This window comes from Caballeronia sp. LZ003 (genome assembly GCF_031451465.1).
GTDB lineage: Bacteria > Pseudomonadota > Gammaproteobacteria > Burkholderiales > Burkholderiaceae > Caballeronia.
Genome location: NZ_JARUXJ010000001.1, coordinates 2407657 through 2429755, shown reverse-complemented (window position 1 = coordinate 2429755; position 22099 = coordinate 2407657). Strand labels below are relative to the sequence as shown.

General features: G+C 61.2%; 21 protein-coding genes. 7 read left to right on the top strand and 14 right to left on the bottom strand.

The features are described from left to right. Positions 1-15: 15 nt before the first annotated feature. The 6 genes from QCE79_RS10945 to QCE79_RS10920 all read right to left on the bottom strand — a co-directional run bounded on the left by QCE79_RS10945 (position 16) and on the right by QCE79_RS10920 (position 3582). Positions 16-321 (bottom strand): urease subunit beta, encoded by a 306-nt coding sequence (locus QCE79_RS10945; protein WP_244825994.1) that lies wholly within the window; start codon positions 319-321, stop codon positions 16-18. Positions 322-325: 4 nt separating this feature from the next. Beyond that, positions 326-628, bottom strand: coding sequence for an urease subunit gamma (gene ureA / locus QCE79_RS10940; protein ID WP_244825992.1), 303 nt, complete (start codon positions 626-628; stop codon positions 326-328). Between the two features lie 101 nt (positions 629-729). Then, positions 730-1449, bottom strand: a complete 720-nt coding sequence (locus QCE79_RS10935; protein ID WP_244825991.1) for an amino acid ABC transporter ATP-binding protein — start codon at positions 1447-1449, stop codon at positions 730-732. After that, complete coding sequence (locus QCE79_RS10930; protein ID WP_244825990.1) at positions 1436-2086, bottom strand: amino acid ABC transporter permease; 651 nt, start codon at positions 2084-2086, stop codon at positions 1436-1438. The genes QCE79_RS10935 and QCE79_RS10930 overlap by 14 nt, the downstream gene beginning before the upstream one ends. Beyond that, a complete protein-coding gene (locus QCE79_RS10925; RefSeq protein ID WP_244825988.1) occupies positions 2083-2760 on the bottom strand; it encodes an amino acid ABC transporter permease in 678 nt (225 codons plus the stop codon). Before QCE79_RS10925 ends, QCE79_RS10930 begins: the two co-directional genes overlap by 4 nt. 18 nt (positions 2761-2778) lie before the next feature. Beyond that, positions 2779-3582: a transporter substrate-binding domain-containing protein gene (locus QCE79_RS10920; RefSeq protein WP_250509379.1), complete on the bottom strand. Its 804-nt coding sequence runs from the start codon at positions 3580-3582 to the stop codon at positions 2779-2781. A 412-nt stretch (positions 3583-3994) separates the two neighbouring features. On the opposite strand from QCE79_RS10920, the gene QCE79_RS10915 reads away from it, so the two are divergent. The 3 genes from QCE79_RS10915 to QCE79_RS10905 all read left to right on the top strand — a co-directional run bounded on the left by QCE79_RS10915 (position 3995) and on the right by QCE79_RS10905 (position 7913). Further along, positions 3995-4720: a sugar dehydrogenase complex small subunit gene (locus tag QCE79_RS10915; RefSeq protein ID WP_309844091.1), complete on the top strand. Its 726-nt coding sequence runs from the start codon at positions 3995-3997 to the stop codon at positions 4718-4720. A gap of 110 nt (positions 4721-4830) precedes the next feature. Further along, entirely contained in the window at positions 4831-6444 is a 1614-nt protein-coding gene (locus QCE79_RS10910) for a GMC family oxidoreductase (RefSeq protein WP_309844088.1), read from the top strand. A 14-nt stretch (positions 6445-6458) separates the two neighbouring features. Continuing rightward, on the top strand, positions 6459-7913 hold the full coding sequence (locus tag QCE79_RS10905; RefSeq protein ID WP_309844084.1) for a cytochrome c: 1455 nt from the start codon (positions 6459-6461) through the stop codon (positions 7911-7913). Between the two features lie 33 nt (positions 7914-7946). Here QCE79_RS10905 and QCE79_RS10900 read toward each other — a convergent pair whose 3' ends face one another. The 6 genes from QCE79_RS10900 to urtA form a co-directional block, all read right to left on the bottom strand. Continuing rightward, positions 7947-8825, bottom strand: a complete 879-nt coding sequence (locus QCE79_RS10900) for an urease accessory protein UreD (RefSeq protein ID WP_309844082.1) — start codon at positions 8823-8825, stop codon at positions 7947-7949. Positions 8826-8885: 60 nt separating this feature from the next. Then, positions 8886-9578: an urea ABC transporter ATP-binding subunit UrtE gene (gene urtE, locus QCE79_RS10895; RefSeq protein ID WP_250465353.1), complete on the bottom strand. Its 693-nt coding sequence runs from the start codon at positions 9576-9578 to the stop codon at positions 8886-8888. A 43-nt stretch (positions 9579-9621) separates the two neighbouring features. After that, positions 9622-10425 carry an urea ABC transporter ATP-binding protein UrtD gene (gene urtD, locus QCE79_RS10890; RefSeq protein ID WP_244828098.1) on the bottom strand — a complete coding sequence of 268 codons (804 nt, stop codon included), beginning with the start codon at positions 10423-10425 and terminating at the stop codon, positions 9622-9624. 68 nt (positions 10426-10493) lie between these two features. After that, complete coding sequence (urtC, locus tag QCE79_RS10885) at positions 10494-11690, bottom strand: urea ABC transporter permease subunit UrtC (protein WP_250465351.1); 1197 nt, start codon at positions 11688-11690, stop codon at positions 10494-10496. 4 nt (positions 11691-11694) lie between these two features. Beyond that, positions 11695-13311, bottom strand: a complete 1617-nt coding sequence (gene urtB, locus QCE79_RS10880; protein ID WP_250465349.1) for an urea ABC transporter permease subunit UrtB — start codon at positions 13309-13311, stop codon at positions 11695-11697. Positions 13312-13378: 67 nt separating this feature from the next. Next, positions 13379-14686, bottom strand: a complete 1308-nt coding sequence (urtA, locus tag QCE79_RS10875) for an urea ABC transporter substrate-binding protein (RefSeq protein ID WP_244825971.1) — start codon at positions 14684-14686, stop codon at positions 13379-13381. Positions 14687-15055: 369 nt separating this feature from the next. Here urtA and QCE79_RS10870 point away from each other — a divergent pair, with 369 nt between their 5' ends. Beyond that, the gene (locus QCE79_RS10870) at positions 15056-17485 is read left to right on the top strand and encodes a hypothetical protein (protein ID WP_309844076.1); all 2430 of its coding nucleotides are present in this window, start codon (positions 15056-15058) and stop codon (positions 17483-17485) included. Beyond that, positions 17482-18135, top strand: a complete 654-nt coding sequence (locus tag QCE79_RS10865) for a hypothetical protein (protein ID WP_250526135.1) — start codon at positions 17482-17484, stop codon at positions 18133-18135. Before QCE79_RS10870 ends, QCE79_RS10865 begins: the two co-directional genes overlap by 4 nt. A 98-nt stretch (positions 18136-18233) precedes the next feature. Here QCE79_RS10865 and QCE79_RS10860 read toward each other — a convergent pair whose 3' ends face one another. After that, positions 18234-19550: an MFS transporter gene (locus QCE79_RS10860; protein WP_309844075.1), complete on the bottom strand. Its 1317-nt coding sequence runs from the start codon at positions 19548-19550 to the stop codon at positions 18234-18236. Positions 19551-19883: 333 nt separating this feature from the next. On the opposite strand from QCE79_RS10860, the gene ppa reads away from it, so the two are divergent. Next, on the top strand, positions 19884-20411 hold the full coding sequence (gene ppa, locus QCE79_RS10855; RefSeq protein WP_244825962.1) for an inorganic diphosphatase: 528 nt from the start codon (positions 19884-19886) through the stop codon (positions 20409-20411). A 75-nt stretch (positions 20412-20486) separates the two neighbouring features. Here ppa and QCE79_RS10850 read toward each other — a convergent pair whose 3' ends face one another. After that, positions 20487-20816: a GIY-YIG nuclease family protein gene (locus QCE79_RS10850; RefSeq protein ID WP_250526132.1), complete on the bottom strand. Its 330-nt coding sequence runs from the start codon at positions 20814-20816 to the stop codon at positions 20487-20489. Positions 20817-20945: 129 nt separating this feature from the next. Here QCE79_RS10850 and QCE79_RS10845 point away from each other — a divergent pair, with 129 nt between their 5' ends. Further along, the gene (locus tag QCE79_RS10845) at positions 20946-22094 is read left to right on the top strand and encodes a GNAT family N-acetyltransferase (RefSeq protein ID WP_250526131.1); all 1149 of its coding nucleotides are present in this window, start codon (positions 20946-20948) and stop codon (positions 22092-22094) included. The last annotated feature ends 5 nt before the right edge of the window (positions 22095-22099 follow it).

Sequence of the window (22099 nt, the reverse complement as noted above, 5' to 3'; positions counted from 1 at the left end):
TCGTAGGTATCCTGGTCAGAGAGGGCCCATCACGAGGCCATTGAAGCCATAGACATGGCGATCGCCCGCGAGCGCGACGAGTTCGACGGTGCGCTCCTGTCCCGGTTCGAAGCGCACGGCGGTGCCGGCCGCGATGTTGAGACGAAAGCCGCGCGCCTTCGCCCGTTCGAACTTGAGTGCCGTGTTGACTTCGTAGAAGTGATAGTGCGAGCCGACCTGCACGGGGCGGTCGCCGTGATTCGCGACGGTGACCGTAACGGTTTCGCGGCCCACGTTGAGTTCGTGCTCGCCGTCGTCGATAAAGTATTCGCCGGGAATCATGTGCTTAAGGGATCGGATGGTGGACCGTGACCAGCTTCGTGCCATCGGGGAAGGTGGCTTCGATCTGGATGTCGGGGATCATTTCGGGCACGCCTTCCATGACGTCGTCACGGCTTAGCAGCGTGGTGCCGTAATGCATGACCTCGGCGACGGTCTGACCGTCGCGCGCCGCTTCCATGAGCGCCGCCGAAATGAAGGCGATGGCTTCCGGATAGTTCAGCTTGAGGCCGCGAGCGCGGCGGCGTTCGGCTAAGAGCGCCGCGGTGAAAATCAGCAGTTTGTCTTTTTCGCGAGGGGTGAGTTTCATCGGTCAGGGACGTTGACTTCGCTTGGGGGCGGGTGATCTATGCTAGCACTGGTTCAAGGGTGGAATGGGGAATCGAGCCCATGCATCGCGGCAAACGAGCCTCACTGAATGAACCTTTGCAGCTCCACCGTCGAAGGCCGCTCGAAAATCTCTTCGGGCGCGCCCGATTCCCAGACTCGCCCCTGGTGCATGAAGACGACCTTGTCGGAAACCTTGCGCGCGAAGCGCATCTCATGCGTGACCATGATGAGCGTCATCCCGTCGCGAGCCAGGCTTTCGACGACCGCCAGCACTTCGCCGACGAGTTCGGGGTCGAGCGCCGAGGTGATTTCGTCGCACAGCAGCACGGTCGGCTTCATGGCAAGCGCGCGTGCAATGGCCACGCGCTGCTGTTGTCCTCCGGATAGCTGCTCGGGATAGGCGTCGAACTTGTCGCCGAGTCCCACGCGTTCGAGCACGCTATGGGCCGTGGCGCGCGCCTTCGCCTTGTGGATCTTTTTGACGACCGTCTGCGCGAGCATCACGTTTTGTCCCGCCGTCAGATGCGGAAAGAGGTTGTACTGCTGAAACACCATGCCGACTTTCAGACGCAACGCGCGGAGGTCGGCGCGGCGCGCATCGATATGTTCGCCATCGATCTCGATCGAACCTTCGTCGATACTTTCCAGTCCGTTCAAGGTCCGCAAGAGCGTGCTCTTGCCCGAGCCGCTTCGCCCGATGATGGCCACGACTTGCCCTTGCTCGACCGAAAAGTCGATGCCCTTCAGAACCTGATTCGAGCCGAACTGTTTTTGCAGATTGCGGGTTTCAACGAGCGGCATTCCATTTCCTTTCGAGCGTCCGCGCATAGCGCGTGAGCGGATAGCAAAGCACGAAGTAGATGATCGCAACGAGGCCGTACACGAGAAACGGCCGGAACGTCGCGTTCGAGATCATCGTGCCGGCTTTCGTGAGTTCGGTGAAGCCGATGATCGAAACGAGCGCCGTATCCTTCACCGCCTGCACCGCGAAGCCGACCGTCGGTCCAATGGCGATACGCAGCGCCTGCGGCAGGATCACATGACGCAATTGCTCGAAGTAGTTCATCGCCAGGCTGGACGACGCTTCCCACTGACCTTTCGGCACGGCTTCCACCGCGCCGCGCCAGATCTCCGCGAGATAGGCGCTCGTGAAGAACGTGAGACCCACGGTCGCCGCGAGCCACGGCGAGACTTCCACACCAATCAGCGGCAAGCCGAAGAACACGAGAAAAAGCTGCATCAGCAAGGGCGTGCCCTGGAAAATCTGGATGTAGCCCTTCACGATGGTGCGCAAAAACTCCGACTTCGACACGCGCATCACGAGCAGCGCGAAGCCGACGACACCGCCGAGCACGAACGAGACGATCGACAGCACGATAGTCCAGCGCGCGGCCAGCAACAGGTTCTCGACGATCTGAGCGAAAGTGAATTCGATCATCGCGCGGGACTCCGGCTGTTGACGAAAAAGCGCTTGCCTGCCGCGTTCAACGCCGCGCGCAGTATCAGCGCGAGCGCGAGATAAGCCGCCGTGATCAGGAAGCACGTCTCGAACGCGCGGAAGTTGCGCGACTGGATATAGCTCGCCGCGTAGGTCAAATCCGGCACGGAGATTTGCGACACCACCGCCGAGCCGAGCATGGTGATGACGATCTGACTCGTGAGCGCCGGGAACACCTTGGCGATCGCTTGCGGCAGCACGACGTGACGAAAGATCTCGCCGCGCGACATGGCAAGCGAAGCGGCCGCTTCGTGATGACCCTTCGGCACGGCGGCAATCCCCGACCGAATGATTTCGATGCTGTACGCGCCGAGATTGAGGGTCATCGCGAGAATCGCGGCGACGTATTCGCTCAAGTGGATGCCGAGCGCCGGCAAGCCGAAGAACACGAAGAACAGTTGCACGATGAACGGCGTGTTGCGGATGGCTTCGACATAGCCGCCGACGGATGCGCGCAACCACGCACGCGTGCTGTTGCGACCGGCCGCGCCGAGCACGCCGACGGTTACGCCGAGCACTGTCGAGACGGCCGTGAGCGCAAGCGTCGTCGCCGCGCCGCTCGCGAACATGCCCGCATAGTTCGTGAGATCGCCGAATTGGAGTTCATAGGCCATCGCTTGGGCAGTCCTCGTTCAGAGGCTTGCGGGCAGCGGCTGGCCGAACCATTTCTTCGACATCGCGCCGAGCGTGCCGTCCTTCTTCGCCTGCGCGATGGCGTCGTTGACCTTCGCGAGCAGCTTCGGCTCGTTCTTGTTCAGGCCGACGAAGCACGGCGAGTCCTTGATGACGAACTTCGGTTCCGGACGGCGCGGCGGATTCTTCGCGATGATCGCGGCAGCCACGATGTTGCCCGCGGCGATCAACTGCACCTGACCCGAGAGGAATGCGGAGATGGTGGCGTTGTTGTCCTCGAAGCGCTTGATGGTGGCGTTGGGCGCCATCTGCGAGAGCGCGATTTCTTCCAGCGCGCCGCGCGTGGCGCCGACGGTCTTGCCGGTGAGATCGGCGGGACCGGTCACCTTGATGTCGGCGGGGCCGAACACGCCCTGGTAGTACGGCGCATAAGGCGCGGAAAAATCGAGGACCTTCTCGCGCTCCGGCGTCTTGCCGAGCGACGAGATCACGAGATCGACCTTGTTGGTGGTGAGGTAAGGGATGCGGTTCGCGCTGTTCACCGGCACGAGTTCGAGCTTCACGTTCAACGCCTTGGCGAGCAGCGCGGCGGTATCGACGTCGTAGCCTTGCGGCTTCATGTCGGCGCCCACGAAACCGAAAGGCGGATAGTCCTCGGGCACCGCGACGCGCAGCGTGCCGCTCTTCGCGATGTTGTCGAGTGCATCGGCATGTGCGGCGAGCGGTGTCAGTGCGAGGAGCGGGGCGGCGAGAAGCGCGGCGAGCGCCGTGCGGCGGCGGGCGAGAGCAAGCTTGATGTGCATCGAAGATCCTTCGTTCTTGAATCGACCGCGTTGGAGAGCGCGGCTTCTGAAGGATGTCTCAAGCGAAAGTCATGCCATTGCGGCCCACGGCTTGTGGGCAGGAGGATCCGGCGTGGCGGCTGTATGTGCTTGCACAATTACGGGGCGTGCGGGTGCCTTTTCTTGGTGCGCAAAGTTCGGGCGGCGGCACTGTCTTATTGAACGACTGCGGATTCGTTTCCGCTGCCATGCCATCCAGGTGAAAGTCGCGCGAAATGACTCACGCGGCTGGATCGTAAACTCGGACGTGTCCGCTTGCTGAAAATGTGAATTTACGTCGTGCCGACGCCTCGATGCACTAATCGTAAGTACCTGTCTGGCAAAATGAGCCACCCGTCGAACGTGCCGACCCGCGCTTGAAGCTTCGCCTGTCATGGCCGCAAAGCGCCTCGTTCAATGTATCGCCACAGGCCGAATGCCGGCCATGTGTCCGCTCAACGAAGCCTCATGTTTGACCTCTATGTCTGCCGATAAAAAACGCCTGGAGTCGCTGCACGACTCTAGCGTCGTATCCTTCCCGCACACTTCCGCCTCGCTCTTTCCCGATACGCCAAACCCGTTGCGCAGGTTGATCGTCGGTGGCGTCGTCGCTTCATTGACCCTGGTTCCCGCGGTCACGTTAATGCGTCCCGTCTTTGCCGCGGGCGCAAGCTCGGGTGCGGACGCCGCGACCACTCGTGCATTCGCCGATGTCTCGCGCTATCTGATCGGCGAGCGCTCGCTCGATCCGACGCAGACATCTCGACTCCTGCAAGCGCTGCTCGACGACGATGCCGGCTTCGGCGCCGCGTGCCAGCAACTGGCGGCGTATCTCACGGCAAACAAGCCCGACCCGCTGCATCTGCAAGCGGACCTGGACGCGGCCAAGGCTTCTTATGCCTCCTTGCCGCGTCGTATCGTGACGGCCTGGTATGTCGGCGTGGTCGGCGATGGCGAACGTGCGCGCGCCATCACCTACACGACCAGCCTGATGAACCGCGTCGTCGAAGACCGCCTGTGTCCGCCGAGTTATGCCTACGGCGGTTATGGCGCTTGGCGAGTCGATCCCCGCACGGTGAGCCTGTCGCCGCTCGTGGCTCCCGCTGCCGCGCGCGTGTAGCCAGCAGAACCCGCACTGCCGGTTTTCCGGCGCCAAACACACTCCAAACGTTTCCCATCCATGCCCCGGCCCGCAGCGCACGCGCGCCGGCACTTTTCATTGCCTCGAACATGTCCTCTCAAACCAACGTGCCGAACAGCGCCGATGTCGTCGTGATCGGTTCGGGGATCATCGGGTCGCTTGCCGCGCAAAAAATGGCGCAGCACGGCGCATCCGTCTTGATCCTCGAGTCGGGTCCACGCATCACGCGCGAACAGATCGTGGCGGGCTTTCGCAACTCGCCTCGCAAGAACGACTTCATGTCGCCGTATCCGTTCTCGTCGTGGTCGCCGCATCCGGTCTACAAGCCGACCAAGAACAACTACATCGTGCAGAACGGTCCGTATCCGTACGAGCCGGAATATATCCGCGCCGTGGGCGGCACGACGTGGCACTGGGCGGCGCAGGCTTGGCGCGTCCTGCCCAACGACATGCGTCTGAAGACGCTATATGGCGTGGGCCGCGACTGGCCGATTGCCTACGAAGACCTGGAGCCGTTCTATTTCGAAGCGGAAGTGAAGATGGGCGTCTCCGGCGCACCCGACAACGGTTCGCCGCGCAGCAAGCCGTTCCCGATGCAACCCGTGACCGAATCGTATCTGGAGCTGCGCTTCCGCGAGCGGCTTGCACCGGCGGGCATCGCGGTGATCACGAACACGACTGCACGCAACAGCCGCACATACGATGGCCGGCCAGCCTGCTGCGGCAACAACAACTGCATGCCGATTTGCCCGATCGATGCGCAATACCACGGTGGCCTTGCAGCCGATGCCGCCGAAGCCTCGGGCGTGAAGCTGCTGCCGAACGCGGTGGTCTACAAGATCGAGCACGGTGCCAGCGGCAAGATCGTCGCCGTGCATTACTACACGCCCGAGAAGGCATCGGTTCGAGTGACGGCGAAGACCTTCATTCTGGCGGCGAACGGCGTTGAAAGTCCGCGCCTCTTGCTGATGTCGGCAAGCGACAAGTTCAAGAATGGTCTCGCGAACAGTTCGGGCACCTTGGGCCAGAACCTGATGGATCATCCGAGCAACTCGTTGACCTTCGACGCGCAAGACGAGGTCTGGGCCGGTCGCGGGCCGATGAGCCCGTCGTCGATCCAGTTGATGCGCGATGGCGCGTTCCGCAGTGAACACGCGGCGTTTCGCGTCGACATCGGCAATTCGTCGCAGGTGTTGTCCATTACGCAGGACCTGATCGGCAAGGGTGTCTATGGTCCGGAACTCGAGAAGCAATTGCGCGAGCGCGCGGCGCATCAGGTCAGCCTGAAGAACGTGCTCGAAATCTTGCCCGACCGGCGCAACAGGATCTATCTCAGTGATCAGAAAGACGCGCTCGGGCTGCCGCGTCCGGCGGTCGAATATCGCATGAGCGATTACGTCGAGAAGGGCATGCAGGCGTCGAAAGCCTTCTACCTGAAGGTCGCCGACCTCATGGGCGGCACCAACCTGCGTCACAGTCCCGATGGCGTCTACAGCAACAATCAGCACATCACCGGCACGCTCTCGATGGGCGCGGACCCGGCCGATTCCGTGTGCGACGCCTGGGGCCGCACGCACGATCACGAGAATCTCTTCCTCGCGAGTACCGGCGTCATGCCGACTGCCGCCACCGTCAACTCGACGCTCACGGGTGCCGCGCTCGCGCTGCGCACTGTCGATCACATCGTGAAGGAAGCGCGATGAAGCACGAACACATCATGTCGCGAACAAGCGCAGTCGAACGCCATGCGTTCGTCATCGGAAGTTTCATCAAGCGTGCAATGGCGGCTGGCGTGGCTGTCGCCTCGCTTGCCATCGGGTGGATGCCGGCGAGCGCTCACGCGGAAGCCGCCGTCGATGAATCCGCGTTGATTCAGCGTGGCGAGTATCTCGCGCGCGCGGGCGATTGCGTGGCCTGTCACACGGCGACCGGCGGCAAGCCGTTCGCGGGCGGACTGGCGATTGCCTCTCCCATGGGCACCATCTGGTCGACCAACATCACGGCATCGAAGACGCACGGTATCGGTTCCTACACCGAGGCGCAGTTCGCCGATGCCCTGCGCGCCGGCAAGCGTGCCGACGGCGCACAGCTTTATCCGGCGATGCCGTACACCTCGTTCGCGAAGCTCACCGATCCCGACGTACACGCGCTTTACACGTACTTCATGAAGGCCGTGCCCGCTGTGGATAGCGCCGTGCCGCACACCGATCTGCCGTTCCCGTTCAGCATTCGGGCATCGCTCATTCCGTGGAATCTGCTCTTCGTCGACAAGGATCGCTTCAAGCCCGACCCGCAAAAGAGCGTGGAGTGGAATCGCGGCGCTTATCTCGTCGAAGGCCTTGCGCATTGCAGCGTCTGTCATACGCCACGCAATCTGCTGATGGCGGAGCAGACCTCGCGTGGCTTGGCGGGCGGTGCGGTCGGCGCGTGGTACGCGCCCAATATCACGTCCGACTCGACGAGCGGTATCGGCGGATGGAGCGAGCAGGATATCGTCGCGTACCTGAAAACGGGCGTCGTGCGGGGCAAGGCGCAGGCAGCCGGCCCGATGGCGGAGGCCGTGAATCACAGCCTGCAGTATCTGACCGATGCGGACCTCGGAGCGATCGCCACGTACCTGAAGACGGTTCCCGCCGTCCACGACGACGCCGATACGCTCGCGCTCGACGTGTCGTCCGGCCTTATCGAAGATCCGGATGCTGTGCGTCAGACGCCGTGGCCCGCCGACCCCGAACGGTTGAACGGCCCGCAACTCTACGATTCGAATTGCGCGAGTTGCCATCAGGCGAGCGGTCAAGGTACGGCCGATGGCCAGCTGCCGCCGTTGTCGCATAACTCTGTGTTTCGCAACGGCCAGCCGAACAATGTCGTGATGTCGATTCTGCAGGGCGTGTCGCATCCGGAGTCCGCAAACCGCGCGTCTGATAGCGTCGACATGCCCGCCTTTGCAGACCGGCTGTCCGATACGCAGATCGCCACGTTATCGAGCTATCTGATGCAGCAGTTCGGGCGCCAGAATGTGCAGGTGACGGCGCAGGACGTGGCGACGTTGCGTGCCGGTGGTCGGGTCTCGCCCATGGCGAGCGCTGCGCGTATCGGGCTTGGCGTATTGATTCTCGCCGCGCTGTTTGCCGTCGTGCTGATCGTAAGAGTCCGGCGTCGAGTGCGCTAAGTCAGTGTTTCAACGAAGCGGCCGCTTGCGTCCTCACGTCGTCCAGAGCCGCAACGGTTGCGCCTTCACGCCATGCACGAGAGGCCGCAGCCGCAACCAGCATTCGGTCATCGCGCGTTGCAGCGGCTCCATCGAGTGGCTGATGGCGCGCACGATCAACACGCCAGGCGTAATGCACGATGCAGCCGCGCGCAACGTATCGGCGAAAGGCAGTTCGGCGGTGAGGGCTTCGGCGAGCGCATCGTCGCAAGCCGGGCCTATCGCCCATAGCGTGCCGTAAGCGGGAAAGCGTGCGAGTCCTTGCGCCGCATCGCAAAGAGGATCGGTCGCATCGAGCAGGCTGCGTTCGAACCAGAGCGGCTTGCCATCGGCATGCGCAATGCGCGATACCGCTTCGATATGTCCATGCGTCCAGCGCTCGCCCGCCGCCGCGCGGCCGAGCAGCATTGCGTCCCAGCCGATGGCGCTCGCGCCTTCGGCGAGCGTCAGACTGAAGTCGAGCTTCACGTTCGACGATTCGAACACGATGTTGTTCTGCGGCAGCCAGTCGAGCTTCGCATGCGCGGCGAGCGCGATATCTATACGCTGCGTCGCGAGCTTGCCGTTGGCCTTGTACCACTTGGTCGAACCGGGCGTCGTGACGACGGCATGCGTGTCTTCGCCGAGCTTCACGTCGATGGAGAGCCGGTCGCCGCCCGCGACGCCGCCCGGCGGATGCACGATCACCGCGTGGCAGATGCCGTCTTCCGGATAGAGCGGACGTTGCAGCCTGAGCGGCCCTTCGTGTTTGCGATGCGAAAAGACCGTGCGCCCATGCTTCTGCTCGAAACCGAGTTCGAGCCGGCCGCGCCAGACGTTTGGATCGGCGTCGATTTGCGCGGCAGCGAGCGCCGCGTGCGATTCATGATGCATGAGCGAGCAGTGACTAGTGAACTGAGCAGACGAGGTGAGCCGCCATGTTAAGCCGAAAATTCAGACGGCGATCAACTCTCGCACACCTTGTTCATCCATCTCGGAGCCCGCGCCGCCCGCGATGATCTCGCCGCGGCTCATCACCCAGTAGCGGTCGGCGAGTTCGCGCGCGAAGTCGTAGTACTGTTCGACGAGCAAGACCGTCATGCCCATTTCATCGACGAGTTGGCGCAGCGTCCTGCCGATGTCGCGAATGATGGACGGCTGGATGCCTTCGGTCGGTTCGTCGAGAATCAGCAGCTGCGGTTCGCTCATCAGCGCGCGGCCGATAGCCAGTTGCTGTTGTTGACCGCCCGAAAGGTCGCCGCCGCGCCGGTTTTTCATGTCCTTCAGCACCGGAAAGAGCTGATAGATGTGATCGGGAATCTTCGATGGCGACTTGCGGCTCGCCGCGCCGACCAGCAGGTTCTCTTCCACGGTGAGGCGGCCGAAGATGTCCCGGCCTTGCGGAACATAGGCGAGGCCATTCGTCACGCGCGCATGCGTGGGCATCGACGAAATCTTCTTGTCGCGCCAGGTGATGGTGCCGCTGCGCGTCGGCACGACGCCCATCAAACAGCGCAGGAGCGTCGTCTTGCCGACGCCGTTGCGGCCGAGCAGCACGGTCAGCTTGCCATCGGGGACGGTCATCTTCACATCGCGAAGAATGTGGCTGCCGCCGTAGTACTGATTCAGGGATTCGACTTCTAGCATGGGTGTCTTAGCTTCGCTCTGGTGATCTGTGCGGGCGGTGAGATCAGCGTCCGAGGTAGGACTCGATCACCGCTTCATCGCGCTGAACGTCTTCCAGCGTGCCCTCGGCGAGCACGCTGCCTTCGGCCATGACCGTGACCTTGCCATCGGCGCCCGCGAGCGCGGCGACGAACTCCATGTCGTGTTCGACGACCATCATCGAACAGGAGCCGCGCAGTTTGTTGAGCAGCTCGGCAAGTTCCATGGTCTCGTGATCGGTCATGCCGGCAGCGGGTTCGTCGAGCAGCAAGAGGGCAGGCTGCTGCATCAGCAACATGCCGATCTCGAGCCGCTGCTTTTGCCCGTGCGACAACTCGCCCGCGAGCCGCGTGGCCTGATGATGAAGGCGAATCAGCTCCAGCGTCTCTTCTATACGTGCCTGCGCCGCGCGGTCGAGCCGCGAACGCAGCGACGCGAACCAGCGCTTGTCCGTTTTCATCGCGAGTTCGAGGTTCTCCCACACGGGATGATTCTCGAACACCGTGGGCTTTTGAAACTTCCGGCCGATTCCAGTACGCGCGATCACCGGCTCCGACATGCGCGTGAGGTCGAGAGTCTGTCCGAGAAAGACCTTGCCCGTATCGGGACGCGTCTTGCCGGTGACGACATCCATCATCGTGGTCTTGCCCGCGCCGTTCGGGCCGATGACGCAGCGCAGTTCGCCCACGTCGATCGACAAGGTCAGTTTGTTGAGCGCTCGAAAACCGTCGAAGCTCTTGGTCACGTCTTCGAGGTAGAGAATGGTGCCGTGCGATACGTCGATCTCGCCAGGCGCGAGCACATGGCCGAGCCCGGTGATGCCGTTCATGTTGCGTTCGTTCGATTCCTCCGATTGCGGCAACGGCGGCAGATCGACGATCAGTGCGTTATGTGCGGTCATTCTGCGGCGTCTCCTGCGTGAGCCTTCTTGCGGCGCGCCATGTCGATGAGTCCCATGATGCCGTTCGGCAGAAGCAGCGGCACGAGCGTGAAGATGAGGCCGAGGAAGAACAGCCAGTATTCCGCGAAATAAGCGGTGAAGAAGCTCTTCGCGCCATTCACGGCGAACGCGCCGATGATCGGGCCGATGAGCGTTCCGCGTCCGCCTACCGCAACCCAGATCGCCATTTCAATGGAATTGGCGGGCGACATCTCGCTCGGATTGATGATGCCGACTTGCGGCACATAGAGCGCGCCGGCAATGCCGCACAGCACCGCCGACACGGTCCAGATGAAGAGCTTGTATGCGAGCGGGCTGTAGCCCAGGAACATGAGCCGCGTCTCGCCGTCGCGCACGCCGGTCACCACACGTCCGAGCTTCGAGGTGACGATCCAGCGCGCCGCGAGAAACGCGAGCACCAGCACCGCGAACGTGATGAGAAAGAGGCCGGTGCGTGTGCCCGGATGCGTGATCGGAAAGCCCGCGATGCGCTTGAAATCGGTGAAGCCGTTATTGCCGCCGAAGCCCGTTTCATTGCGGTAGAAAAGCAGCATCGCGGCGAAGGTCATGGCTTGCGTGATGATCGACAGATACACGCCCTTCACGCGCGAACGGAACGTGAAGAAGCCGAACACCCACGCGAGCACGCCCGGCACGAGCACGACGAGCAGTAGCGCATACCAGAGATGCTCCGTGCCTTCCCAAAACCACGGCAGCTTGTGCCAGTCGAGAAACACCATGAAGTCGGGCAGGTCGCTCTGATACGTGCCTTCGCGACCGATCGAGCGCATCAGGTACATGCCCATTGCGTAGCCGCCGAGCGCGAAGAACAGCGCGTGACCCAGGCTCAGAATGCCGCAGTAGCCCCACACGAGATCGAGCGCGAGCGCGCCGATGGCATAGCACATCAGCTTGCCGATGAGCGTCATCGCATACGCGGACAGATGGAACGTGCTCGTTTCCGGCAGCACGAGCGCGGAGACCGGCACGACGATGCCCATCGCGATGATGAGCGCGATCAGCGCGATCCAGCCGTTGCGCGGCAAGAGCGCGGCGCGCGGCGGCAGGCCGAGCGCGAAGCCCGCGCGGGCGGCGTTCTCGTCGGGTTGCGGCGCGACGTCGAGATTGGCCGAGAGATTGGTCGAGGCAGTCATGGGATCAGGCCTCCGCGCTGCGGCCCTTCAGGGCGAACATGCCTTGAGGACGCTTCTGAATGAACAGCACGATCAGCACGAGCACCGCGATCTTCGCGAGCACCGCGCCCCAGAACGGCTCGATCGCCTTGTTGACGAGACCGAGTCCGAAGCCGCCGATCACCGTGCCTGCAAGTTGACCGACGCCGCCGAGCACCACGGCCATGAAGGAATCGATGATGTAGCTCTGCCCGAGATCCGGTCCGACGTTGCCGATCTGCGAAAGCGCGCAGCCGCCGAGTCCCGCGATGCCCGCGCCGAACGCGAATGCATACGAATCGACACGCGAAGTCTTCACGCCGACGCACGCTGCCATGCGGCGGTTCTGCGTGACCGCGCGCACGAAAAGCCCAAGCCGCGTGCGCGTGAGCACACCCCATGCAATCGCCACGACGGCGAGCGAGAAGGCGAGAATGGTGAGCCGGTTATACGGCAGGATCAGATTCGGCATGACGGCAATCCCGCCGCTCATCCACGAAGGATTGGTCACCTGCACGTTCTGCGCACCGAAGAGCGTGCGCGTCGCCTGAATGAGGATGAGGCTGATACCGAAGGTCGTCAGCAGCGTTTCGAGCGGACGTCCATAGAGATGCTTCAATACGAGGCGCTCCAGCACGATGCCGACGAGCGCCGCCGCGGCAAACGACGCGGGTACGGCAAAGAGCGGATACCAGTTGAACGCGGCAGGCGCGTAATGCTGCACGAGGTTCTGCACGACATAAGTCGCGTAGGCGCCGATCATCAAAAACTCGCCGTGCGCCATGTTGATGACGCCGATCAGACCGTACGTGATGGCAAGACCGAGCGCCGCGAGCAACAGCACGCTGCCGAGCGAAAGGCCCGCGAACAGCGTGCCGAAGATTTCGCCGCGATGCTGAATCGAATCGAGGTCTTCGATGCCCGCTTGCGCCGCGGCCCGCACGCGGTCGTCGGGTTCGTTGAAGGTGCCGTCCGCTTTCTTCGCGACGAGCGGACGCAGCAATTCGTACATGTCGAGATCGTGCCGCGCGGCGACGAGCTTGACCGCGTCCAGTCGCTTGACGACGTCGGCGTCGTGCAGGGCGGTCATCGCCCAGAGCGTGTCGAGACGCTTCTTGAGCTCGGGATCGGTTTCGCCGGCGCGCGCGCGGTCGATCAGCGGCTTCATCGACGGATCGGGATTCTTCAGGAGCGCGGCCACTGCATCGCGACGCTTGGCGATATCCGGCGAAGCGAGCTGCAAGCCCGACAATGCGCCGTTCACTTTCGTGCGCAGGATGTTGTTGAGCGTGATCGCCTGCGCGTCGGGCGCTTCGACGACCTTGCCGGTAAGCGGGTCCTTGTTGCCGTCGTCGGTCTGCAGATAAACGTGGCCATTGTCGGTCGCGACGAGCGAGCCGTCCGCGAGCGCGGAGAGCACGGCGACCGAAGGCGCATCCGCGTTGGCGATCAGCTTGTCGATGGCCGCGGACTTCGCCTCGAAGTCGTCGGCGGCGAGCGGCGCGAGATCGTCGCTGGTGAGCGCATGCGCGGAGAACGGCGCGAGCGCGATGAAAAGCGCAAGCAGCATACGCGGGAAGAGGCGGGCGAACGAACCGGTCATGGTGGCCTTTCTGATGGTGACTGGCCGCGCGCGATGACACGCGCGGCCCTTTCCTCGACTCGATACGTCAGGCCGTGCGCGTGCGCGCGCGGCGCAGGAACGAGGGAATCGAGCTGACCACGTCCGGCTTGCCCTGATTGCCGGCGATATACGGGCTCCACGGCTGCGCGCGGATGGCGGTCTTCGTCTTCCACACGACGTTGAACTGACCGTCGCCGCGAATTTCGCCGATCATCACGGGCTTGTGCAGATGGTGGTTGCCATCCATCGTCAAGGTGAAGCCCGAGGGCGCGGCGAAGCTCTGACCGATCATCGCGACGCGAACCTTGTCCACATCGGCGCTCTTCGCTTTCTCGACCGCCTGCTTCCACATGTGGATGCCGACGAAGGTCGCTTCCATCGGATCGTTGGTCACGCGCTTGTCGCCGCCCGGCAGATTCTGCGCCTTGGCGTACGCGAAGAACTCCTTCTCGAACTTCGTGTTGTTCGGGTTCTTCACCGACATGAAGTAGTTCCATGCGGCGAGGTGGCCGACGAGCGGCTTCGTATCGATACCGCGCAGTTCTTCTTCACCGACCGAGAACGCGACCACGGGCACGTCCGTCGCCTTCAGGCCTTGATTGCCGAGTTCCTTGTAGAACGGTACGTTCGAGTCGCCGTTGATCGTAGAGACGACAGTTGTCTTTCCCCCTTGGGAAAAGGTCTTGATGTTCGCGACGATGGTTTGATAGTCGCTATGTCCGAACGGTGTGTAGACCTCTTGAATGTCCTCATCCTTGACTCCTTTCGAATGAAGGAAGGCGCGCAGGATCTTGTTGGTCGTGCGCGGATACACATAGTCCGTGCCGAGCAGGAAGAAGCGCTTGGCACTGCCGCCTTCCGCGCCCATCAGATATTCGACGGCGGGAATCGCTTGCTGGTTCGGCGCCGCGCCCGTGTAGAACACGTTGCGCGACATCTCTTCGCCTTCGTACTGCACGGGGTAGAAGAGCAGGCCGTTGAGTTCCTCGAAGACCGGCAGCACCGACTTGCGCGACACGGACGTCCAGCAGCCGAACACGACGGCGACCTTGTCCTGCGTCAGAAGCTGACGGGCTTTTTCGGCGAAGAGCGGCCAGTTGGACGCCGGGTCCACGACCACCGGTTCGAGCTGGCGGCCGTTCACACCGCCGCTCTTGTTGATATCGGCAATGGTCATGAGCGCCGTGTCTTTGAGCGACGTCTCGGAGATGGCCATGGTGCCCGACAGCGAATGCAGGATGCCGACTTTGATCGGACCCGTATCGGCGGCTTGCGCCTTGGTGATCGGAAGCTGACCCGCGAGGGCGAGCGCGCCCGACATGGAGCCGAACTTCAGCAGACTGCGTCGTTTCATTTGTGTGTTCCCCTTGCCGATGTGTATTTGCTTGACGTGGTGTGAGCGTCGACGCCCGCGACCAGCAAGGGGGTTCTGCAAGTGCTATGCCAATCGGGGGCTTTTGACCGATGGCTATGGGTTTGCGGAGTTTTCGGGAAGGAATTACAGCGTGGCGGAGGCGTCTAGCGCGGTTGCTTTTGGTGCATGGTGGCAAGGTGTGCGTCGTCGTGGTGCGCGGGTGCTTTATACAAGGAGCGACTCTGTCCTAAGCAGTTTGAGGATTATCTGAATGTCCGCGGAAAAGCGATTCTGCCCTGCGTTTCGTTCCGGTTTTCCGCAACAATCCGGCACTACCGTAATCAGCAGGTAGCCTTGCCGAGTCCACCAATGATCATTAGCCCCCCTTTACTTCCCGCCGAAGGCCTGACCACGCCCATAGAAAAATGGAAGACCGATCCAATGATGGATAAGGTCGATGACTTCGAGTTATCGCATAGTGGTGTTTTCCCAATCGCATTCGATCGACGCTGGCATTGCGGCATGCATCTGGTGCCTTTCGCGGGCGATGGTCAACTCGAACCGGTACGGGCGATCGCAGATGGAGAAGTCGTTGCTTATCGCGTCGCTTTGAAGGCCGTCTCGGATGGCCAAACAAATTCCGACGGCAGCCTTGCGCTCAACAGCAACATCGGCTTCGTGCTGCTCAAACACGTGACCGAAACAGGCGAAGGCCGCACCATCACCTTCTATTCGCTTTACATGCACTTGCTTGACGTCATCAGCACCAATGCGCTTGCGTCGCAGCCAAATAATCCGATGCCTGAGAGTTCCCCCGGTGCGCTCGCCGCTTGGCTGCTCAGGGAGACAGAAGGCGTGCAAGCGGGCGGTGGAAAGAAGGTTTATCGGAAGGATCGCCTGGGTTTTGTCGGCCAAAGTCAGGGTGAGAAGCATCTGCACTTTGAGATCTTCATGACCGAGGCGGATTTCACCGCGTGGTTCGATCAGGTGGGGCATAAGGTTGCGTTGGGTGATGCACAGCCAAACACGCCAGCGTCGAAGGACTATTGGGGGCACACATACTTTGTTATTCCAAAGGGCTCCACGTTCATGAGCACGCCGCCGGGCCAAGGAAACCTGAAGACGAAAGGTCGCACACCCAAGCTGCTTTTCCCCGCACTGAACGCAGGCGCTTTGGATGCCAACAGCACGCTTTACGTCGAGACGTACTTTAGCCGGGGCGAGCGTTTCATGCCTGCGTGGATTGACAAGGGCGATCGAAAGCTTGTTTCGCTGACTCCGGAACCTGTGCAGGATGAATTCGCGGAGTATGAATATGACCTTTACGAGCGCGCAACCACGCTATACGAAGCGTGCCCAAGCGAAGGCTATGAGTTGCTCCGTTTCGGCCGCATCCTGAGCACGGATACACCGACCTTGCCCGCCGGCAATCGAGCTACTTGGGTCGAGGTACCGTTTGCTCAAGGTACGACGGGCTATATCGACGTGAATTTGGCCAGCATTCAAAAGCTGTCGGATGCAGACTTCCCTTTCTTCATGGGCTGGCAGAAGATCGAGGAGGGCAATACGCCGTTCAATCGAGAGGGGTTTTGTGGCTATGACGAGCTTTGCACAATTGCGGGTGTGACCGATACACGCCTAGCGTTACATGACCAAACGCCAACGGAGTTCGACCATGACCAGCGACTGGCGGCTTATGTGCGTGGCGAGGCGGAAGTGCGAGTCAAGCTCAAGGGCTTTATTTGTCACGCTAAAAGCGAATGGGATACGAGCAACAATGAGGAACGCTTCCGTGCGCTGAATGAACCGAATGGATTCTTTGGTAAGCGCAAGGAGACCGATCCGCGTGGCTACGAAAACTTCCTCAGCTTCGTCAAGCAGTTTCAGTTTATGAAGCAGACGCCGCTAGGCGAGGCGAATAAGCTTTGGTTTTTTCATCCGACGGCGCTTATTCGACACTTTAGGAAGTGTGCGTGGTTGAGTGAAAAAGAGTTCAAGCAGCTAGTACCATCTTTTACGGTCCGTAAGCACGGCGGGCAAACATTGTGGGAGCTAGTCCCAGGCACTTTCACTAGCGGAAATATCTTCAAGAACCAGCGAGTCGTTTTAAATCGCATGATGTGCATCTACGGCATCAACACGCCGTTACGTATGGCAAGTTTTTTTGGCAACGCTATTCAAGAATCTCAATGGTTGCAACTGCTGGAAGAGGGCTCTCCTACAACTCAAAGATATTACCCTTGGTTTGGGCGCGGCTTCCTACAGCTGACATGGGCAAGCAACTACCTCGACTATTGGGATTTTCACGGGCGAGCATCACAAATCCCGTCAGCTGTACGTGTACAACTTCTCACTGCGCAGCAAGCGGCAGATCGTTCACGGAGCAACGATGTTTGGCAAGCCACTGAGACTGCTCTTACACCTGACATGCATAAGTGGCGGGCAAACGTCTCGCTTCCGGATCAGTCGGATGCCGCGTTGAGCGCAGGCTTTTACTGGGTGAAGCTGCGGATGGCCAGGTATGCCGATGAGCCGCATGTACTGGAGCGAGTAGGGCTTACCGCAAATCGACGTGCGCGTAGTTACTACCGCAGCGCTAGTTTTTGGAAAGCATCGGCATCGGTGAACTTGCCAGGGGCAATCGATAGTCTCTATTCGATACGGCTTAACGGATTCGAGGCGCGCTGTATGGCTTACAACGTGGCTCTCGCAGTCTTATCCGAAGTGAAATTCCCGATCGCGCCGGGTCAGGCGGCAGACGCGCCAGATTACGATATTCTGCGAAGAGGCCAAAGATGAATAAAAAATTATGTCTGCTATGTGGCTCTAAAGCTTGCCAGTTAATCGCAAAAGGCTTGGCCATCTGTTTTATTGCTCTCGGGCTGCACAGCGCTTCATCCGCAAAGTCTGAACCAAACGAGCGAAAGGAATTACTTGTTAGCAGCGGTAACCATCATTGTTCCATTGGATTCAAAGATCCTTACGGAGGATGGATATCCGGCAACAGCTATGCGGTAGACGACTTGCCGTACAAAAAAACCGGCATCGGGAGTCTTGCAATTACCTTCGTTTGTCTAAGTTCGTCCGATGCGGGCTCAATTCGCGACTACACCTTGGCTCGATATGACGCACAGAAAGGACGTTGGTTCAGGGATTTATCGGGGGTGTCTGCACGCGACAAGAAGGTGTTGGTTCCGGCTGTGCAGTGGCTTTCGGTAAAGGCTGTTGGGAGTTCCGGTTTAGTAGTGCTTCAGCGCATGATCGTCGGTGATCCGCAAAATCGAAGTGTCTCATTAGGGTTCTGTTTGCTTCGCGCAGCCGTGGCCCTGTGCGGCAGCGCACCCGTCGTGGCGGTACCCCGCTTTAGCAAGACCGGAGTAATACCGGAGGCGTTGAAGATTATCGAGTCGATCGAGTTCCTCGACACGCCCGGCAAGACTCCTACATAGGAGCTTATAAAGCGCGGGAGTGCGATGCATCATCGCGGCGACGTACCGCCTGCGCCATTAGGAGGGCCGCCTCGTTTCCACGGCGGCTCTCCTTCGATTCACCGATTGACCATTCGCGCAGGCACGCTCAGCACGAGCAGCGCGCCCACGATCAGACAACCGGCCAGCATATACATGCCGCTTGCGTTCGATGCCGTGGCTTGCTTGAGCCATCCCACGAGATACGGGCTCAGAAAGCCCGCGAGATTGCCGAGCGAATTGATCATCGCGATGCCGGCGGCCGCGCCCGTGCCCGCGAGGAACGCAGTCGGCAGACTCCAGAACAACGGCAAGGTCGTGAGAATGCCCATGGTCGCAAGCGTGAGTCCGAGCATGGCAAGCGGCGTGTTCGCCGACCACACGACCGAGAGCACCAGCCCCAATGCGCCGATGAACGCCGGAATGGCGATATGCCAGCGCCGCTCGCCGCGCTTGTCCGCGCTGCGCGCGACCAGCAGCATGCCGATCACCGCCGCGCCGTAGGGAATCGCGGAGAGGAGGCCGACCGTGAGCGCATCGGAGACGCCGGTGGCCTTGATGATCGTCGGCAGCCAGAAGCTCACGCCATAAAGACCCATCACGAAGGAAAAGTAGATCAGGCTCATCAGCCAGACTTTCGGGCTCGACAGAATCTTGCCGATGGGCATGTCCTCTTTCTCGACGTTATCGGCGGCGATATTGCGTTCGAGCAACGCTCGCTCGTCGGCCGTGAGCCACTTCGCTTTCGAGATGCGGTCGTCGAGTTTGAAGAACACGACGAGTCCGACGACGATCGACGGAATGCCTTCCAGCAATAGCAGCCACTGCCAGCCATGCCAGTCGTTCGTGCCATCGAAACGCTTCATGATCCAGCCCGACACCGGCCCGCCGATCAACCCCGACAACGCGATCGCCGTCATGAACAGCGTCGTCATGCGCCCGCGCCGTTGCGCCGGAAACCAGTACGTCAAATAAAGAATGATGCCGGGAAAGAAGCCCGCTTCGGCCACGCCCAGCAGAAAGCGCATGACGTAGAACATGGTCGGCGTGGTGATGAACATGGTGAGCGCGGAAATGACGCCCCACGAGATCATGATCCGCGCGATCCACACGCGCGCGCCGACGCGATGAAGAATCACGTTGCTCGGTATCTCGAAGATGAAATAGCCGAAAAAGAAAATGCCCGCGCCGAAGCCATAGACGGCATCGGAGAGTTTCAAATCGGCGGCCATCTGCAGCTTGGCGAAGCCGACGTTCACGCGGTCCAGATACGCGACCACATAACAAATGAGCAGAAGCGGCGAGAGCCGCCATGCGACCTTCTTGTAGGTTGCCTCCTCGAATGCGGAAGGCGTGCCCGTGGCGGGGCTTTGCACTGAATCGGCGGTGCGGGCCATGTCGTCTCCTCTTTCTCTTGCGCGTTCGGGTTCGTTCGATGATTACAGACGCGTAAGGATTCTAGCTGCCAGGCGGCAAGCCGAGGCGAGGGTTTCGGATCGGGGAAAACACGGATGAACGTGTGGCGTGCAACGTCCGGCGATCCTCCCGCCAAGGCAAGCGAAAGGGCGCGCAGGCGCGTTTGGCTATAATGCCCGGGTTGCACTTCGCTGCATCCACGCCGCCTCGCGCGACCGCGCGAATGCGCAGAAACGCGGCCACCGCGCCGAAGAGAATGCCTCGCGCGCGCGGCGCTGACAGATTTCCGAACTCAACTTCATCAGAGAGCGCTCATGAGCTTCAACAACGTACCTTCCGGCAAGGATCTTCCGCAGGACTTCAACGTCATCATCGAGATTCCCGCGCAGAGCGATCCGGTGAAATACGAAGCGGACAAGGACATGGGCCTGCTCGTCGTCGACCGTTTCATCGGCACCGGCATGCGCTATCCGGCCAATTACGGCTTCATCCCGCAGACGCTGTCGGGCGACGGCGACCCGGTCGACGTGCTGGTCATCACGCCCTTCCCGCTGCTCGCAGGCTCGGTGGTTCGCTCGCGCGCGCTCGGCATGCTGAAGATGACCGACGAATCCGGCGTCGACGCGAAGCTGATCGCCGTTGCACACGACAAGATCTGCCCGATGACGGCAAATCTCAAGTCGATCGACGACGTGCCCGAGTACCTCAAAGACCAGATCAAGCATTTCTTCGAACAATACAAGGCGCTGGAGAAGGGCAAGTGGGTGAAGGTCGAGGGCTGGGACGGCATCGAAGCCGCGCACAAGGAAATCTCGGAAGGCGCGGCTAACTTCAAGAAGTAAGCCTGGCTTTCGCGCGTCGCGTTGCGTAGACGCGATGCGAGTGGTCCGCACGGCCGCGCTCGATGCGCGGCCGTTTCAATTTGCGGGCGCGTCGTGGGCTTCGTCCAGGTTGTCATCCACGACGGCGACAGCGGGCGGCGGCAGCACGGAATCGAGCGTGCGCTCGCCCGCGATCAACGCGCGCTTTTGCCGCGCGGTGAGCTGCTTCACCCAATATTCGGCGCGCAACGCCTCCGATCTTCCCTGCAGTTCGAACGACGCCACGACGCGCAGCGGCTTGCGCGCGCGTGTATAACGCGCGCCCCTGCCGGCGGCATGCGCGACGAAGCGCGCTTCCACATCCGTGGCGATGCCCGTGTACAGGCTGCCATCGGCGCATTCGATGAGATAGAGGAACCAGGGCATGGCCGGGATTATCGCCGAATCGGCGCAACCTTCGAGAGCGGCCACGCCCGACTAAACGACGAATTAAAACTTGCGCGAGAATAGCCCTTCATGCCCGCAAGGGCAAAACTCATCATTCGAGGTCTTCCGTTGAATCGCGAAGTCGAAATCCAGGTAGTCGACACGCTAGAGGACATTTCGCCCGAGGAGTGGAACCGCCTCGCGGGCGCGAATCCCTTCGTCAGTCACGGCTTCCTGTCGGCGTTGCAGGACACGCATTGCGCGGTCAAGCGCACCGGCTGGCGGGCGCATCACCTCATTCTGAAGCGCAACGGCGTCTTCGCCGGCGCCATGCCGCTTTATCTCAAGTCGCACTCGCGCGGCGAATATGTCTTCGACCACGCCTGGGCCGATGCCTTCGAACGCCACGGCGTGCGCTATTACCCCAAGGCGCTCTCGGCCGTGCCGTTCTCGCCGGTGACGGGTCCGCGTCTCATCGCGGCCGAACACGCGGATCGCGTGCTGCTCGCGCGCGGTGCGATCGAGCTTACGCGGCAACTCGACATCTCGTCGCTGCACGTGCTGTTTCCGCACGCACAAGACATCGAGGCGCTGAAGGACGCAGGCTACATGTTGAGAGAAGGCGTGCAGTTTCATTGGGAGAATCTGCCGGGCGCGGGCTACGAGAACTTCGACGCGTTTCTCGCCACCATGAGCCACGACAAGCGCAAGAAGGTGAAGCAGGATCGCCGCCGCGTGACCGAAGCGGGCGTGACTTACAAGTGGCTGCGCGGCCGTCAGATCGACAAAAGCGCGCTCGACTTCTTCTATGGCTGCTACGAGAACACGTACAAGGAGCACTGGAACGCGCCGTATCTGACGCGCGAGTTCTTTGGTCAAATTCACGCCGATGCGCCCGACAACATGCTGCTCGTCATCGCCGAAGCGGACGGCGAGCGGCTCGCCTGCGCGCTCAACATGATCGGCGGCGACACCATGTATGGCCGCTACTGGGGCACGCGCGAGTTCGTTTCGGGGCTGCATTTCGAAACCTGCTACATGCAGGGCATCGCGTATTGCATCGAGCACGGGCTGGCGCGCTTCGAAGGCGGCGCGCAGGGCGTGCACAAGATGTCGCGCGGCATGTTGCCCACGCCGACATGGTCCGCGCACTGGATCGCCGACCAGCGCTTTGCTCATGCGATCGGCGAGTTTCTCGATGAAGAAACCGCCGCGATGACGCAGCATATCGAGGAACTCGAAGCGCATACGCCATTCAGGAAGATGGCGACGGATTGAAGCGT